This window comes from Gilvimarinus gilvus (assembly GCF_030518155.1).
Taxonomy (GTDB): Bacteria; Pseudomonadota; Gammaproteobacteria; order Pseudomonadales; family Cellvibrionaceae; genus Gilvimarinus; species Gilvimarinus gilvus.
Window position 1 is genome coordinate 290,979 of record NZ_JAULRU010000418.1, and the last position, 16,356, is coordinate 307,334.

A 16,356-nucleotide genomic window follows, 5' to 3' on the forward strand; every position below is an offset into this window, starting at 1 on the left:
GCTAAAACATCTCTAGCTGCTCAATTAGCCGCTTTACCGGGCCAAAAGAAGTGCGGTGAGTCGGACACGGCCCAAGCTTTTCCAAGGCGGCCATATGCACTTTAGTAGGGTATCCCTTGTGGCCGGCAAAACCATAGCCTGGATACTCTGTGTCCATAGCAATCATTTCGCGGTCTCGCGTGACTTTAGCGAGTATTGAAGCTGCACCTATTGAACTGACTCGTGCATCGCCCTTTACCACACATTCAGCACTGAAAGCCCAGTTAGGAATTTTGTTGCCGTCCACTAATACATGCTTGGGCTTAATGGTCAATCCTTCAACCGCCCGCTTCATTGCCAATAAGCTCGCCTGCAGTATATTAATACTATCAATTTCCTGTACGCTTGCCCGTGCTATACAGAAGCTCAGTGCTCTTTGCTGAATAACATCGAACAACAGCTCGCGCTTTTTTTCTGTTAGCTTTTTAGAATCACCAAGCCCCTCAATGGGCCGTACAGGGTCAAGTATGACTGCAGCTGCGACCACATCACCGGCCAATGGACCACGCCCTACTTCATCAACACCGGCGCACAAATCCCCGTTATAAGCGCTGACAAATGGCTCCATTAGGATTGTCCCTCGATTAATTCCACTAGAGCTGATGCCGCGCTGGCATTCGCATCGCACTTGAGTGTGTGATGTTGCCGCTTAAACTCGTCGATAAGCTCACTGGTTAGTTCAGGCGCATCGAAATACCGCAAAACAGCCTCAGCCATTTGTTCCGGTGTTGCATCAGACTGCAACAATTCGGGTACAAGTTCGCGATCGGCCAATAGATTCGGCAAAGCGACAAATCGCACAAGCGCCATTGCTTTCATAATTTGAAAAGACAGCCACGCCATTTTGTAACTGACAACCATAGGCTTTTTTAGCAGCATGGCTTCGAGCGCTGTGGTACCCGAAGCGAGCAACACCACATCGGCTGCAGCCATAACCTCTTGCGACTGTCCCTGTACCAATTTTACCGGCAGTTCGCTGTGAGGCCCTAACATTTGATGCAACTGTTTATAGCGCTGACCGCTGGCCGCTGGCAATACAAACGTCAGGCCGTGACGCTGTTTGAGCATCAATTTAGCGGCCTGAAAAAAAAGTGGGCCGAGTCGCTCCACTTCACTATGGCGACTGCCGGGCATTAAAGCCACCACGGCCGACTGCTCATCCAACTGAAGCTGTTGGCGCGCGGATTTCTTATCAGGCTGCATAGCAATTTCGTCGGCTAAAGGATGACCTACAAATTTAACCGGCACTTGATGTTGCTGATAAATGACATTTTCAAAGGGCAAAATGGTCAGCATAAGGTCGACAGCGCGTTTTATTTTTTTGATACGCCCAGAGCGCCACGCCCATACTGATGGACTAACGTAATGCGCCGTTGTCACCCCGGCCTTACGCAGTTTTTCTTCAAGCGTTAAATTAAAATCTGGCGAGTCGATACCAAGAAATAAATCCGGTTTGTGCTCAGTGAAGTGTTCAAATAAAAATCGACGGATTTTAAGTAGCTCAGGCAATCTCATTAAGGGGTCGACTAAGCCCATGACAGCCAAGCGATCTTGTGGAAAAAAAGAGTGAAAGCCTTGCTCGAGCATTTTGGGGCCGCCAATCCCTGAAAACTCGACATGCGGATAGTGATGCTTTAGCGCTTGTATTAAGCCAGCCCCAAGCAAGTCGCCAGAGGACTCTCCCGCGACTATAGCTATACGAACAGGTTCAGTCATAAAAATATCAGCGGACAATACCGCGCTTAGATTGTTGCAGTGAATCAATCAACATTTGTACATCAGAGCACTCTTCGGCAAGTACTTGTAGTTGCGCCAAGGCTTCGTCAACCGTTAACCCACGCCGGTAAATGATCTTAAAGGCCCGATTAATGGCCATGATCTGCTCTTTGCTGTAGCCACGACGCTTCAGACCCTCAGAGTTTATACTCTTAGCACCAGCCGGCGCTCCATTGACCATAACAAACGCAGGCACATCTTTGCCTATGGCACTTCCCATACCGGTGAAGCTGTGAGCTCCGATATTGCAATACTGATGAACAAGGGTAAAACCACTGAGAATGGCCCAATCACCGACATTCACATGACCCGCCAATGCCGTATTGTTAACAAGGATACAGTGATCGCCCAAAACACTGTCATGACCGATATGGGCATATGCCATAATCAGGTTATTATTGCCGATTGTTGTCTCTGACCGATCCTGCACCGTGCCGCGATGAATAGTAACACCTTCACGGATAACGTTATTGTCGCCAATAACTAGCCGCGTAGGTTCACCGTCATACTTCAGATCGGGAGTGTCTTCACCAACGGACGAAAACTGAAAAATCTCATTGTCGCGGCCAATAATAGTCGGGCCTTTTATCACCACATGTGACGCAATACGGCAACCCGGCCCAATACTTACCCCGGCACCAATTGTCGTCCAGGGACCGACCTCGACATCATCGGCGACGTCGGCATCAGGGTGTATAATTGCTCTGGAATCAATCAAGGTGGAATTAAACCCCGCAACCAAAGGTAGCTAGACCTTGCGGTCAGCACACAAAATAGTAGCCGATGCGGCCAATTCACCATCGACCGTAGCCTGGCAGGAAAACTTCCAAATGCCCCGCTTAGACGACACGACCTTCGATTCTAGTGTGAGTCGGTCACCAGGTATAACTTGTCGCTTGAAGCGAACATCATCAATACCTGCAAAAAGATATATAGAGCCGTCTTGTGGCTTCTTGTCCATCGTTTTGAAACCCAAAATTCCAGATGCTTGCGCCATAGCCTCAAGAATCATGACTCCTGGGAAAACCGGAAAATCTGGAAAATGGCCGTTAAACACATCCTCATTTACGGTAATATTTTTATAGGCGACAATCGACTCGCCCTCCACCAGCTCAACGACACGATCCACCAACAGAAATGGATAGCGGTGTGGTAGATACTGGCGAATTTCATTTACGTCCATCATTATCTTACGGCCTTTGCGCCATTGGCGCTCTTCAATGACCGGATTTAACCGGTGGATTAAGACTTTTCATTTTTGTTTTCCAGAGCCTTAACTCTGGAAGCCAGTTCATTCAACTGATTGAAGCGAACGGCATTTTTACGCCACTCTCTGGAAGGAGCGGCGCTGGTACCAGAGGAATAATTACCTGGCTCCAGTATTGATTTAGTCACCATCGTCATCCCTGTAATGTGCACATTGTCGGCGATTTCTATATGCCCTACAACGCCAACGGCACCGGCAAAGGTGCAGTTTTTTCCTACAACAGTGCTGCCAGCAAAACCACAATTGCCTGCTATCGCGGTATTCTCGCCAATGACGACATTGTGAGCAATATGCACCTGATTATCGATAATGACACCATCACAGATTACCGTATCGTCCAACGCACCGCGATCGATTGCCGTAGAAGAACCAATTTCTACCTGATTGCCGATCCTGACGGTGCCAAGTTGATGAATTTTGCGCCACCCACCTCGCTCCCGATCAGGTGAAAATCCGAAACCATCGCCACCAATAACCGTATTGCTGTGGACAATGCAGTGCTCGCCTATTATGACATCATGGTAAACACTAACGTTGGCAAAAAGTCTCGTTCCTGCACCTATTTGTGCTCTATCGCCAACCACAACACCGGGCCCTATACTAGCGCCGGCACCGACAACCACGTCTTCGCCAATCACAGCGTTCGCACTAATCTCGGCACCTGCATCTATCCTCGCCGTTCCCGCAACAACCGCCGATGCGTGGATACCGGCACTCACGGTATAACTTGAGTCAAACAACCGGGTTAATTTGGCGTAGGCGAGATACGGGTCCTCTACGATTAAGAGGTTGCCGGAAAACATATCCGCATCCTGCTCACGTAAGATAACAGCCCCGGCCTTACAGGTCGAAAGCTGTTGACGAAAACGTGATTGGGCGAGAAAACCAATTTGGTCATTTTTAGCGCGCCCCAAACCAGCAATGCCGGTTATGGTTAAACCGGCATCTCCTCTTAACGTCGCGCCTACTGTTTCCGCAATATCGCGGAGCGTATAACAAGTCACTCGTTTTTCCAGTATTGTATTACTCGGCGCTATTGAGACGCTCAACCAACTTAGCCGTAATATCGTGATCGGCGTCGGCGTGGAAAACAGACTGCGCATTGATAATCATGCCAATTTTTTCGTCTTTGATGAGCTGCTCGAGAATTGGAGGGATTTTTGGTGACAATTGTTGTTGAACACGCTGCAATACTTGTTGCTGTTCTGCTTGCATTTTTTTCTGCGCCAGCTCGTAATCGGCACGCAAGTACTCCACTTTTTTACGGTGCTCGGCCATTTTTTCTTCAGACCAAGTCATGCTGTCTTTTTCAGCTGTTTCCTGTAGCGCCTTCAGATCGGCAACTAGGCTCTCCACCTTGGCACGCAAAGCAGTGAACTCGGCATTTTTTTGCAGGCTCTCAACGGTATTTTTTGCCAAGTCACTGGCCATCATTGCGCGCTGCATATCCAGCGTAACCACTTTACCTTCAGCCAAAGCGCCAACACTTGCCGTCATAAGTGCCGTCGCCAGTAAAATTCGCTTAACTAAGTTCACAGTAAATCCCCTTAAAATTTTCGTAAAAAATGAATTTAAACTTTTCGTATTACCCTAAAACGACCGGCCGAGCGTGAAGTTAAAGGATTTCTCATCGTCGAACTCGTTTTTCTGTAATGCTTCAGATAACGAGAAAGTCATGGGCCCGAACGTAGAGATCCAGGTCAGACCAATACCCGCTGATACGCTCATTTTCTCCATAGCAAAGTCGAAGCAGTTTACCTGAGTTGCGCCACAATTGGTGTCAAAAACATTACCTGCATCAACAAAAAATGCTGCCTGGAACGAACGTTGATCTTCAATAAACGGTAGCGGGAAAATAACTTCAGCACTGGTCTCGATCAAGAAATTCCCCCCAAAAGAGCGGGTTTGATCGGTAACAGTACCACTGCGGCGCGTAATTAACTCGCCAGGTCGGCATGTAGTGCCGGCAAAGAAGCCTAAGGTCGGGTCCTCACACAAAACACCGTAATTGCCACTTTCCTCACCACTATCGACAAAGCCATCACCGTTCCTGTCATCCCACAACATTTCAGGCAGGAAAGAGGTTTCAGCGTAGGTTCCGCGAGGCCCTAAACTATTTCGCTCAAAACCGCGAACCGAGCCAAAACCACCGGCATAGAAGTGCTCAAAAAAGGGCAACTCTTCAGTTTTGCCATAGGAATCCGCCCAACCTAAATTCGTTCTTAAGCGCAGCGTTAGGTGACGCGTTAGCGGTTTAAACCACTGTGCATCATAAGTGATTTTGTAATATTCAAGATCGCCACCAGGTAATGCGAGCTCAACACCTAAGCGCTGCGATGAACCGCGTGTAGCAAGAATACCGCGGTTAAGTGTTGATTTAGCCCAAGCCAGGTTTGCCGTAAAGTCGTGGAATTCGGTACCGTGCACATCGAGGAAACCGGGCTCGCCACGAACACCGTCGACATCACTATCGAAGTCCGTCGGTATCGGCGAGGTATCGTAAACCATTTCCGGATTGTCGCTAACGTCCTGATTATCCAGCAACTCTATCCAATCGCTCTGTGAAATATACTCCAAGCCGGGCTGATACAAGGGCGTATTAATAATTTCCCGAACCGAGTAGGTGCTTGGCTTTACTTCAAGGTTGCGAAAGCCTACGTCAAAGCTTAACCGCTCGATATCGGAAATCGGATATCCAAACTGCACATTGCCACCGAAAACATCGGTACTGTAACCCGCCACATTCACCCGAGCATAATCACTCGCCTGATAGAAAATACTGAACCCTCTACTCACCCCGTCGGGGGTAAAATACGGGTCGTTGTAATTAAAGTTGTAACCCGTTTGGTACTGCGAGTGGCTCGCCGAAATACCCACCTGCTTACCCGTACCAAACCAGTTATTCTGCTGAATATTGCCTGACAGCAACAGTCCAGAATACTCAGCATACCCCACCTGTAATCCCATACTGCCCGATGGCTGCTCTTCGACACTGAAATCCACATCCACCTGGTCGGGAACACCGGGTACCTCAACCGTATCTACGTTGACCTCTTTGAAAAAACCTAAGCGCTCAAGGCGAACCTTGGAGTGTTCGATTTGCGCAGTGGAAGCCGATCCGCCCTCCATCTGCCGCATTTCGCGGCGCAACACATGGTCCTGTGTCGCGGTATTACCGCGGAAATTAATTCGTCTTACATAAGCTCGCTTTTTAGGATCGATAAAGAAGGTAACTTTTACCGTCTTATCTTCGTCATTGGGCTCGGGAATACCCTCCACTTCGGCGAACGTATAACCTTCATTACCCAAGCGGTTAGTAATATATTCAGATGATGTGGTCATGAGGGTCTGCGAAAAGGTTTGTCCTTCACGCATTAGAATCATGCGGCGAATGAAGCGCTCATCAATAGCCGGGTCCCCAGCCAAATCCACTTCGCTCACTGTATATACATCGCCTTCGCGAATGTTGAGCGTCAAATAAACTTTAGATTTATCCGGACTCAGTGAAACCTGAGTGGAGTCAAGACTAAATGCCAAGTATCCGCGATCGAGATAATAAGACTCTACCCGTTCAATATCACCGGTGAGTTTTTCTTTGTTGTATTTGTCATCGCCTGTAATCCAGGAAAACAAACCGGTTGTTTGCAACTCAAACAAATCGAGTAACTCTTCGTTGCTAAAATCGCTGTTACCAATTATGTTTATTTTTTTAATACGCGCGGTTTCACCTTCATCGATCGTCACCAGTACCTTTACCTGATTGCGCGGTAAATCTTCCACCTCCAGATCAACCGATGCGCCATAGCGGCCCTGACCAATATACTCGCGCTCAAGCGCCTGACTGATCATGTTCAAGGTTGCGCTCTGGTAAATCTGCCCCTCGGACAAGCCGTTCTCAGTCAGGCTTTCCATGAGCTGCTCAGTCTTAATGACCTTATTACCTTCGATGGTTATCTCATTGATTGCTGGTCTCTCTTTGACCATCAATACCAACACGTCGCCATCGCGACCAATCGATACGTCGGTAAACAGGCCGACCCGAAATAAATCTCGAATAGCGCGCTGAATATCGACATCGCTTAAGGTATCACCCACGCGGATAGGAAGTGCGCTAAATACGGTTCCTGCGGAAACCCGCTGCAACCCCTCTACCCTAATATCGTTAACCCGGAAGGTCTGCGCTTGAACGACCATAGAAAAGGCAACAACAGCGATAAGGCCGATCAATCGTGTAACAACTTGTGTCATATAATTCTTTCTATTTTTGAATTTCTTGTCTGCAGCAACACAGAGCCCAGGCCCACCGGCTTACTCGCTGGTGGCATCATGCTTTGTTTCCGGAGTTAGAGCCTCATAATGTCGTTATAAAGTGCTAACAGAGTCAAGCCCACGACCATAACCAGTCCAAGCTGGTATCCCACCACCTGCACCTTCTCTGATACCGGCTTTCCCTTAATCAACTCTGCGATGTAGTACATTAAATGACCACCATCCAACACAGGAATAGGGAGGAGGTTGAATACACCCAACATCACACTGAGCGCTGCTAGAAAGCGCAGAAAGCTGCGCCAGCCGTTTTCTGCTTCAGAACCCGCAACCTTAGCAATGGTGATGGCTCCACTCAAGTTTTTTGTGGAAATCTCTCCGAAAATCAGCTTCTTAACAGACATCAGAACAAAGGCAGAAGTTTCCCAAGTTCGGTCAACAGCGGCAATAAAACCGTTAACCAAGCCGTACTCCCAATGGCGGATAAACTCTTCTGGCCACTCATAAGGCGCGAACCCCATACCGACTCGGCCAAAAGACTCACCATTTTCGCTGACTTGTTCCGGCGTCATCGTCAGGTTAGTCCGCACTCCAGCGCGCAGCACCTCAACGTCGAATGTCTGGCCGGGGCGTGCTTTGACGAAATCAATCCAGTCCTGAGCACTGCCAATGGGGGCAATACCAGCCCGGACAATTTGATCGCCTGACTCCAACCCGGCTTGTTCAGCGGGCGAACCGGCCAAAATTTGCCCCGCTATTGCCGGTACCTCAGGAATATAAGGTTTGACACCCAAACCGGCCAGCGGTTGTGGATCTTCAGCGCCGCGCAGCCATTGGTCAAGCTGAACTTCAGACTGATATTGTAAATTTGAACTGGGGTATTTAACGGTGAAGCTAATCGGCCCACTCTCACCCAGGCGGCGCAACAGCTGCTTTTGTACCTGTTGCCAAGACGGCGTGGCCATACCATCAACCATCATCACTTCTTGCCCAACTTCCAGATTCGCCGCTTCAGCAACAGAGTTTGGGGTCACCTCACCGATGATAGGCGCCACTCCCCGCTCACCGCTCACCACCAGCAACAACCAAAAAATTAGTACAGCCAATACCAAATTAGCCACAGGCCCGGCCAGTACCACCGCGATGCGCTGCCAAACGCTTTTGTTGTTAAACGCTAAATGCTTCTCGCCAGCGGCGACAACCCCCTCGCGCTCGTCGAGCATTTTGACATATCCGCCCAGGGGTATTGCAGAGAAAGCGAACTCGGTGCCATGCTTGTCGCGCCGACTGAACAACACCTTGCCAAAACCGACGGAAAATCGCAGCACCTTGACGCCACAGCGCCTGGCCACGTAGAAATGGCCGAACTCGTGTATTGTCACCAAGACCATGATGGCAACAAAAAACCAAAAGACCATTTGTACTATGTTCACGTCGACCTCATTGTTTGCCACCTAAATGCTCAATGACCTCTTGAGCTCGCCGGCGCGAGCAGGCGTCGGCGCTTTGGACAACAGCCAAATCCGCCGGTTCAGTTGAATCAAATTTCTCAAGCACCCTGGCAATTACCCGGGCTATATCGTTAAAACGCAACCTATTTGCCAAAAAGGCAGCGACGGCCTCTTCGTTGGCCGCATTTAATGCGGCGGGCATAGTGCCACCCGCTTGGGCTACTTGCCTGGCCAAGGCCATACAGGGGAAACGCTCTTCATCCAGCGCCTCGAAATCAAGCCGGGCATTCGCCACAAGGTTGAGGCGCTCGACACCCGACACTAAGCGCTCGGGCATACCGAGAGCGTGAGCAATGGGCGTGCGCATATCTGGGTTGCCCAGCTGAGCCAAGACCGAGCCATCGACATATTCTACCATTGAGTGGATGACACTCTGTGGGTGAATCACTACCTCGACATCGCTCGCCGACGCGTTAAACAGCCAGCACGCCTCGATAAATTCCAGCCCTTTATTCATCATGGTCGCTGAATCAACCGATATTTTAGGCCCCATATCCCAGTTCGGGTGATTACAGGCCTGCTCTGGTGTTACCTGCCCCAACTGAGCAACCGGCAGATCCCGAAAAGGGCCACCGGACGCGGTCAGAATAATTTTACTCACGCCGAGCTGGGGCAACGCGATGCCCTGGCCCAGCGACACGGTCAAAGGCAAACACTGGAAAATCGCGTTGTGCTCGCTGTCTATAGGTAAAACCTGCGCGCCAGAGCGTTTGGCTTCTGCCATAAACAAGTTGCCAGCCATTACCAGCACTTCTTTATTGGCCAGTAAAACTCGTTTGCCCGCCTTCACCGCGGCAAAGGTCGGCAACAACCCTGCAGCACCGACAATGGCCGCCATTACACAGTCGACCTCTGCACAAGCCGCCACCTGCTCTAACGCCGCCGGGCCGCTCAGAACTTCCACCGCCGAGTGAGCCTCGTGCAGAGCATGCCTGAGCTGTTCTGCAGCCCGTGGGTCAGACATCACAGCATAGCGAGGCCCGTACTCCAGGCACTGATCACGCAGCGTCTGCCAGCGACTGGCCGCCGTTAGAGCAAACACCTCGAAGCGATCGCGATGGCGCGCCAGTACATCGAGCGTACTGACACCAATGGAACCGGTTGATCCGAGAATACTGACCCGCTGCATGGCGCTAACCTACCGTGTAATCAACGACGATCAGCGCCAAAGCGAATACCGGCGCGGCCGCAGTCAAACTGTCTACACGATCCAGTACACCGCCATGCCCGGGCAAGAGCGCACTGCTGTCTTTTATACCGCGCTCGCGCTTAATCATGCTCTCTAGCAAATCACCCAACACCGACACCAGCGAGGTTGGAATAACAAGCGCTACGATCGACAGTATTGCCTGCCCTGTCGTCAGCCAAATCACCAGCGCCAGACACAGATTGGCCGTCACGCCACCTAAAAAGCCTTCCCACGTTTTGCCGGGGCTTACACTGGGGGCCAACTTATGACGCCCCAACCGGCGGCCAACAAAATAGCCGCCTATATCGGCCGCCGCCACCACGGCGACAATCATAAGCACTAGCCATGCGCCCTGCTCTTGCAGCCGCACGAAGCTAAAAGCCGCCCAGGTGGGAACCAATACAAACAGCCCCATGACGGCTCGCACAGCGGTGTGACGCCACAACAGGGCGCTGCTCGGATACCCCTGCACCCAAAGCAGCGCTACCGCCCACCAGGTACACCCAATAATCAACAGATTGCGGTAGCGTTCCTCGGCCAGTGCACCTGTGGTGTCCACGGGTAAAGCACCGACATAATAGGCGGCAACAGCAATGACCACAGCCTGCAGAACCACATAGGCAGCCCGCCCCCACCAGGACCCAATCCCGCTTAGGTTCGCCCACTCCCACGCACTGATCAGGACAATGGTGGCGACAAACGCCGGAAACAGTGCAACAGGTAAGAAGAACAATACGCCTAAAAATACAGCGGCCAGAAGAATGGCGGTAATAACACGTTGTTTAAGCATGTTGACCGCCTTGTTTTAAAGGTTCAGCGCACTGTTCCTGAGTTTTACCGAAACGGCGCTGGCGCGAATAGAAATCGTCGGCCGCATTTTTTAGCGTCTCGCCACTGAAATCCGGCCACAATACGGGCGAAAAGTGCAGCTCGGCATAGGCCGCCTGCCAAAGGACAAAATTACTGATACGCTGCTCTCCTCCCGTTCGAACCAACAGGTCAATATCGGGTAAGTTGGCCAGAGCTGTGTGCTGGGTAAAAAGCATCTCATCGATATCTGCCGGCGCTATCTCGCCGGCAAGCGCTTTCTCTGCAAGCTTTGCCGCGGTATGGGCAATATCCCAACGCCCGCCGTAGTCGGCGGCAATCACCAAGGTGGTTTTAGCCTCGGCAACGTTGGTCAATTGTTCAGCTTTCGCAATGGCAGTATTCAGCGCCGGACTAAACTGACTGCGGTTGCCCACAACTTGCAATTTAACGCCACGCTTTTTGAGATCTTTAGCTTCACGCTTGAGGTAGACTTGAAAAAGTGACATCAAGGCATCTACTTCACGCTTGGGTCGCTTCCAGTTCTCGCTGCTAAACGCAAAAAGGGTTAGCACCTCAACATTCAGCTCCTGGCACGCCGACATCACCTCACGGATACGCTCAACACCTTCGCGGTGTCCCGCAACTCCCGAAAGCTTTCGCTGTTTTGCCCAGCGATTATTGCCATCCATGATTATGGCGATATGACGTAACTGACTGCCGGACACAACTCGCTCCTGGGCTGGTGAATCTCGCCCATATTATTTTAAGAAAAGCCGGACCGGGCTAAGTCCAGCTCTGTTCGAATAACCTTAAACGGTCATCAGATCCTGTTCTTTTTGCGCCAGAACCTTATCAATTTCAGCAATATATTTATCGGTAATCTTTTGCACTTCATCTTGAGTGCGACGATCTTCATCTTCGGTTATCTCTTTGTCTTTCAACAAAGACTTAACGTCAGACAACACATCGCGGCGAACGTTGCGAATCGCAACCCGCCCATTTTCGGCCTCAGCGCGCGCCTGCTTGATGTAGCCCTTGCGGGTTTCTTCGGTGAGCGCTGGCAGCGGAAGTCGAATATTATCTCCCGAGGTGGACGGATTCAGCCCCAAATCCGACTTCATGATGGCCTTCTCAATTTCGGGCACCATCTGCTTTTCCCAAGGCTTAACTGAAAGTGTGCGGGCATCTTCTACCATCACGTTAGCCACTTGCGACAGCGGCGTGTCGACGCCGTAATAAGAGACAGTCATGCCATCGAGCAGACTCGGGTGAGCCCGGCCGGTGCGAATCTTATTTAAGTTATTGCCCATTGCCACTACGGCTTTCTGCATGCGGTCTTCAGCGTCTTTTTTCAAATCATTCAACATGGGTTGCCCCCTCCTCAATCAAGGTGCCTTCGTTACTGCCCACCACAATGTTGAGCAGCGCACCACTTTTGTTCATGCGAAATACGCGAACTGGCATATCGTGCTCCCGGCACAGGCAGATCGCGGTTAAATCCATTACTCCGAGCTTGTCTTCGAGCACTTTGTCATAAGTGAGGCGGTCGTATTTAGTCGCGTCAGGCTCCTTCATGGGGTCAGCGCTGTACACGCCGTCTACCTTAGTTGCCTTCAAAACGATATCGGCCTCGACTTCGATACCGCGCAAGCACGCGGCAGAGTCTGTGGTAAAGAAAGGGTTGCCCGTGCCCGCCGCAAATATCACCACTTCACCCGCATTCAGGCAGCGAATGGCGTGTCGACGATCGTAGTGCTCGACGATACCGCTCATGGGGATAGCAGACATCACGCGTGAAGATATATTGGAGCGCTCCAACGCATCACGCATGGCCAGTGCATTCATCACGGTAGCCAGCATGCCCATATGGTCTCCGGTGACCCGATCCAGGCCCGCCGCATTCAGTGCCGCACCGCGAAACAGGTTGCCGCCGCCAATGACCAAGCCCACCTGAACGCCAATTCCGACCAATTGGCCGATTTCCAACGCCATCTTGTCCAGCACCTTGGGGTCGATACCAAATCCCTCTGCCCCCATCAACTCTTCACCGCTGAGCTTCAGCAATATCCGCTTATACTTTTTTTCACGAGAACTGGCCATGGGTGTGCTCCTGAGGAAGTGGTGACAAAAACGGGAGGCAGTTTACAACAAAAGGAGGCCGGATGGGTATCCGGCCTCCTTTTTGAGAGGCTTTATTCGAGTGATCGAACAAAGAAGCCGCTAGGCGGCGAAGATTTGATCAACCTTTAGAGGCAGCTACCTGAGCGGCAACCTCAGCGGCGAAATCAGTCTCTTCTTTCTCAATGCCTTCGCCCACTTCCAGACGTATAAAGCTAGACACAGAGGCGCCGGCTTCAGCAGCAAGTTTACCCACAGTCACTTCCGGGTTCTTAACGAAAGCCTGCTCAATCAAGCTGCCCTCTTTCAAGAACTTGTTGATGCGACCCATCATCATCTTCTCAACGATAGCCTCTGGCTTGCCTTCCATATCGGGCTGCGCCTTGATGATCTCTTTTTCTTTCTCGACGATCTCGGCAGGCATATCTTCCGGCTTAACAACCTGAGGGTTTACCGCAGTCACATGCATCGCAACATCACGCGCCAACTCAGAGTTACCGCCTTCCAGCTGAACGACAGCGGCAATACGGTTGTTGGAGTGAACGTAAGCGTCGACAACGCCACCCTCAACCACGTTTACACGACGGACATTGATGTTTTCGCCGATTTTCTGCACCAGAGTTTCACGGGCAGATTCCAACTCGCCCGCCATCAACGCGGCAACGTCAGACTGCTTGTCGGCAAAGGCCTTTTCCACAACGGTGTTAACAAACGCCAGGAAGCCTTCGTCGCGAGCAACAAAGTCAGTTTCACTGTTCACTTCAACCAGTACGGCATAGCTGTTGTCATCGGCCACTTTAGCGGCAACAACACCATCAGCTGCGGTGCGGCCGGCTTTCTTAGAGGCTTTCAAGCCGCTGGCTTTACGCAGGTTCTCAATCGCCAGATCGATATCACCTTCGGCTTCTTTCAGAGCTTTTTTACACTCCATCATGCCGAGGCCAGTGCGTTCACGCAGATCTTTTACCAATGAAGCAGAGATAGCTGCCATGTATCTATCCTCTCTATATTTATCCAAATTCGTTTGAAAAAAGGGGTAAACCGCCGGTTTACCCCTTGAGCGTCAATCTAACCTGTAAAGATGACAGGCCAGTGGCGCTTACTGCGCGGCGGCTTCGCCGTCAGCAGCTACGTACTCATCTTTATTCGGTACGCTTTGAGCCTGCGCTGCGCCTTCGGCACATGCATCGGCGATGGCAGTTACATACAGGCGGATGGCGCGGATGGCGTCATCGTTACCTGGAATGATGTAATCAATACCGTCTGGGTTAGAGTTGGTATCAACCACACCAATAACCGGAATACCCAGCTTATTGGCTTCCTGAACCGCGATACGCTCGTGATCAACGTCGATCACGAACAGCGCATCTGGCAGGCCGCCCATGTCTTTAATACCACCGATGGAGCGCTCTAGCTTCTCCATGTCGCGGGCGCGCATCAGCGCTTCTTTTTTGGTCAACTTTTCGAAAGTACCGTCGCGTGACTGCGCTTCCAGCTCGCGGTAGCGGCGGATAGAGGCACGAATGGTTTTGAAGTTGGTCAACATACCACCCAACCAGCGATGACTCACAAAGGGTTGGTTAGTGCGCTCGGCCTGCTCTTTGATGATTTTTTGAGCGGCGCGCTTGGTGCCAACAAACATGATTTTCTTCTTCTGCGACGCCAATTTCTGAACGTGCTCAAGAGTCTCATTGAATGCAGGTACGGTGTGCTCTAGGTTGATGATATGAATCTTGTTACGAGCGCCAAAAATAAAACGGTCCATTTTTGGGTTCCAGTAACGAGTTTGGTGACCAAAGTGGACACCGGCTTGCAGCATATCGCGCATGCTTACTGTAGGCATAATAAGTTTCCTGTAATCGGGTTAGGCCTCCATACACCCCGACAACCAACCCCGAAGGGCACCCAGGCTGAACGTGACGGTGCATGTGTGACGTTAAAGTTTAGTCTCTCGCACACCCCACTAAATGTCAGTGGCTCACCCCAAAAGGACGCAAATCCAGCCAGGCTTGCACGCAAGAGGCGCGCTTTATACCACAGCAAAGACACGGATTAAAGCTTTTTTACCCTTTTGTGGGTTTACCCGCGCCGCGCCGCGCCCTACTATAGCCCGCTAGACCCGAGGAGCCAGATACGGCCCCACCCACACAACGACAAGCAAACAAGCCCATAAAGAGGAAGCCATGAAAGAGACCTGGCGCTGGTTCGGCCCCCAAGACACAGTAACACTCGCCAATATCCGCCAGGCAGGCGCGAGCGGCATTGTAACCTCCCTTCACCATATCGCTACCGGCGAAGTCTGGCCGCGCGAAGAGATTAAAGCCCGCAAACAATTGATAGAAGCGGCGGGCCTGGAGTGGAGCGTTATCGAAAGCATTCCCCTGCACAATGACATTAAAACCCGTACCGGCGACTACGAGCGCTATATCGCCAACTACCTGCAGTCGCTGCGCAACGTCGCCGCCGAGGGAGTTTTCGACGTCTGCTATAACTTTATGCCGGTAGTGGACTGGACCCGTACCAACCTATCCTACAATCTGCCCAATCAGTCTCAGGCCTTGCGCTTTGAAATAAGCGACTTCGCCGCCTATGACGTCTACATTTTAGAGCGGCCCAACGCCGCAGCCGACTACGCGCCCGAGGTGCTCGATAAGGCCAAAGCGCGCCTCGATGCTATGAGCGGCCAGGAAAAAGATCTGCTGGAGAAAAACATCATCGCCGGCTTGCCCGGCGGCGAAGGCAGCTACGACCGGGACGGCATTCGAGCCGCCATCGAGCAGTTTATTGCTCTGGGTGACGAAGGTATGCGAACCAACCTATTCGCTTTTTTACGCGCTGTGGTGCCGGTTGCCGAAGAGGTGGGTGTGCGACTGGCCATTCACCCGGATGACCCGCCTTTCTCCTTGTTCGGCTTACCCCGGGTCGTATCCACCCAGGATGACGCCCGCGCCCTATTGGCAGCGGTCAAAAGCCCCGCCAACGGACTAACCTTGTGCGCCGGCTCCTACGGCGCCCGTGGTGATAACGACCTGGTTGATATGGTTCGCGAGTTTGGCGACAACATCTACTTTGTTCACTTACGCAACATTAAACGCGAGGCCGACGGCTCGTTCTACGAGTCTGATCACCTCGATGGCGACAACGACATGGTGGGACTAATTGGCGCACTGATCGAAGAAGAGTCGCGACGCCGCCAAAACAACAGCGCATTGCCTGCAATCGCTATGCGCCCCGACCACGGCCACCTGATGGGTGATGAGATTGGCAAAGCAGGCATTAACCCAGGCTACTCCTACGCTGGGCGTATGCGTGGTCTCGCCGAGTTGCGCGGGGTGATTCACACCCTGGAAACACTCAACAGCCGCGCCGCACTGTAGTCA

Annotated in this window: 16 protein-coding genes; 1 reads left to right on the forward strand and 15 read right to left on the reverse strand. The window is 51.6% G+C overall.

Annotated features, from left to right (window positions below; translation table 11 throughout):
* Position 1: 1 nt before the first annotated feature.
* From rnhB to rpsB, 15 genes are all read right to left on the reverse strand, one after another.
* Complete coding sequence (rnhB, locus tag QWI17_RS08030; RefSeq protein ID WP_302721998.1) at positions 2-607, reverse strand: ribonuclease HII; 606 nt, start codon at positions 605-607, stop codon at positions 2-4.
* A complete protein-coding gene (lpxB, locus tag QWI17_RS08035) occupies positions 607-1,755 on the reverse strand; it encodes a lipid-A-disaccharide synthase (protein WP_302721999.1) in 1,149 nt (382 codons plus the stop codon). Before lpxB ends, rnhB begins: the two co-directional genes overlap by 1 nt.
* Before the next feature lie 7 nt (positions 1,756-1,762).
* Positions 1,763-2,533 carry an acyl-ACP--UDP-N-acetylglucosamine O-acyltransferase gene (gene lpxA / locus QWI17_RS08040; protein ID WP_441294587.1) on the reverse strand — a complete coding sequence of 257 codons (771 nt, stop codon included), beginning with the start codon at positions 2,531-2,533 and terminating at the stop codon, positions 1,763-1,765.
* Positions 2,534-2,563: 30 nt separating this feature from the next.
* Complete coding sequence (gene fabZ / locus QWI17_RS08045; RefSeq protein ID WP_302722001.1) at positions 2,564-3,001, reverse strand: 3-hydroxyacyl-ACP dehydratase FabZ; 438 nt, start codon at positions 2,999-3,001, stop codon at positions 2,564-2,566.
* A 56-nt stretch (positions 3,002-3,057) separates the two neighbouring features.
* Entirely contained in the window at positions 3,058-4,086 is a 1,029-nt protein-coding gene (gene lpxD, locus QWI17_RS08050) for a UDP-3-O-(3-hydroxymyristoyl)glucosamine N-acyltransferase (RefSeq protein ID WP_302722002.1), read from the reverse strand.
* A 19-nt stretch (positions 4,087-4,105) separates the two neighbouring features.
* Complete coding sequence (locus QWI17_RS08055; protein WP_302722003.1) at positions 4,106-4,618, reverse strand: OmpH/Skp family outer membrane protein; 513 nt, start codon at positions 4,616-4,618, stop codon at positions 4,106-4,108.
* Between the two features lie 54 nt (positions 4,619-4,672).
* Positions 4,673-7,330 (reverse strand): outer membrane protein assembly factor BamA, encoded by a 2,658-nt coding sequence (gene bamA, locus QWI17_RS08060; RefSeq protein ID WP_302722004.1) that lies wholly within the window; start codon positions 7,328-7,330, stop codon positions 4,673-4,675.
* A gap of 95 nt (positions 7,331-7,425) precedes the next feature.
* Positions 7,426-8,781, reverse strand: coding sequence for an RIP metalloprotease RseP (gene rseP / locus QWI17_RS08065; protein ID WP_302722005.1), 1,356 nt, complete (start codon positions 8,779-8,781; stop codon positions 7,426-7,428).
* Between the two features lie 7 nt (positions 8,782-8,788).
* Entirely contained in the window at positions 8,789-9,988 is a 1,200-nt protein-coding gene (ispC, locus tag QWI17_RS08070; protein ID WP_302722006.1) for a 1-deoxy-D-xylulose-5-phosphate reductoisomerase, read from the reverse strand.
* Positions 9,989-9,992: 4 nt separating this feature from the next.
* Positions 9,993-10,838, reverse strand: a complete 846-nt coding sequence (locus QWI17_RS08075; protein ID WP_302722007.1) for a phosphatidate cytidylyltransferase — start codon at positions 10,836-10,838, stop codon at positions 9,993-9,995.
* Positions 10,831-11,547 (reverse strand): polyprenyl diphosphate synthase, encoded by a 717-nt coding sequence (uppS, locus tag QWI17_RS08080; RefSeq protein ID WP_370659601.1) that lies wholly within the window; start codon positions 11,545-11,547, stop codon positions 10,831-10,833. The genes QWI17_RS08075 and uppS overlap by 8 nt, the downstream gene beginning before the upstream one ends.
* A gap of 120 nt (positions 11,548-11,667) precedes the next feature.
* Complete coding sequence (gene frr, locus QWI17_RS08085) at positions 11,668-12,225, reverse strand: ribosome recycling factor (protein ID WP_302722009.1); 558 nt, start codon at positions 12,223-12,225, stop codon at positions 11,668-11,670.
* Positions 12,215-12,958 (reverse strand): UMP kinase, encoded by a 744-nt coding sequence (gene pyrH, locus QWI17_RS08090; protein ID WP_302722010.1) that lies wholly within the window; start codon positions 12,956-12,958, stop codon positions 12,215-12,217. Before pyrH ends, frr begins: the two co-directional genes overlap by 11 nt.
* Positions 12,959-13,097: 139 nt before the next feature.
* Positions 13,098-13,967, reverse strand: coding sequence for a translation elongation factor Ts (gene tsf, locus QWI17_RS08095; protein WP_302722011.1), 870 nt, complete (start codon positions 13,965-13,967; stop codon positions 13,098-13,100).
* A gap of 108 nt (positions 13,968-14,075) precedes the next feature.
* On the reverse strand, positions 14,076-14,819 hold the full coding sequence (gene rpsB / locus QWI17_RS08100; RefSeq protein ID WP_302722012.1) for a 30S ribosomal protein S2: 744 nt from the start codon (positions 14,817-14,819) through the stop codon (positions 14,076-14,078).
* 340 nt (positions 14,820-15,159) lie between these two features.
* On the opposite strand from rpsB, the gene uxuA reads away from it, so the two are divergent.
* On the forward strand, positions 15,160-16,353 hold the full coding sequence (gene uxuA, locus QWI17_RS08105; protein ID WP_302722013.1) for a mannonate dehydratase: 1,194 nt from the start codon (positions 15,160-15,162) through the stop codon (positions 16,351-16,353).
* Positions 16,354-16,356 lie beyond the last annotated feature (3 nt).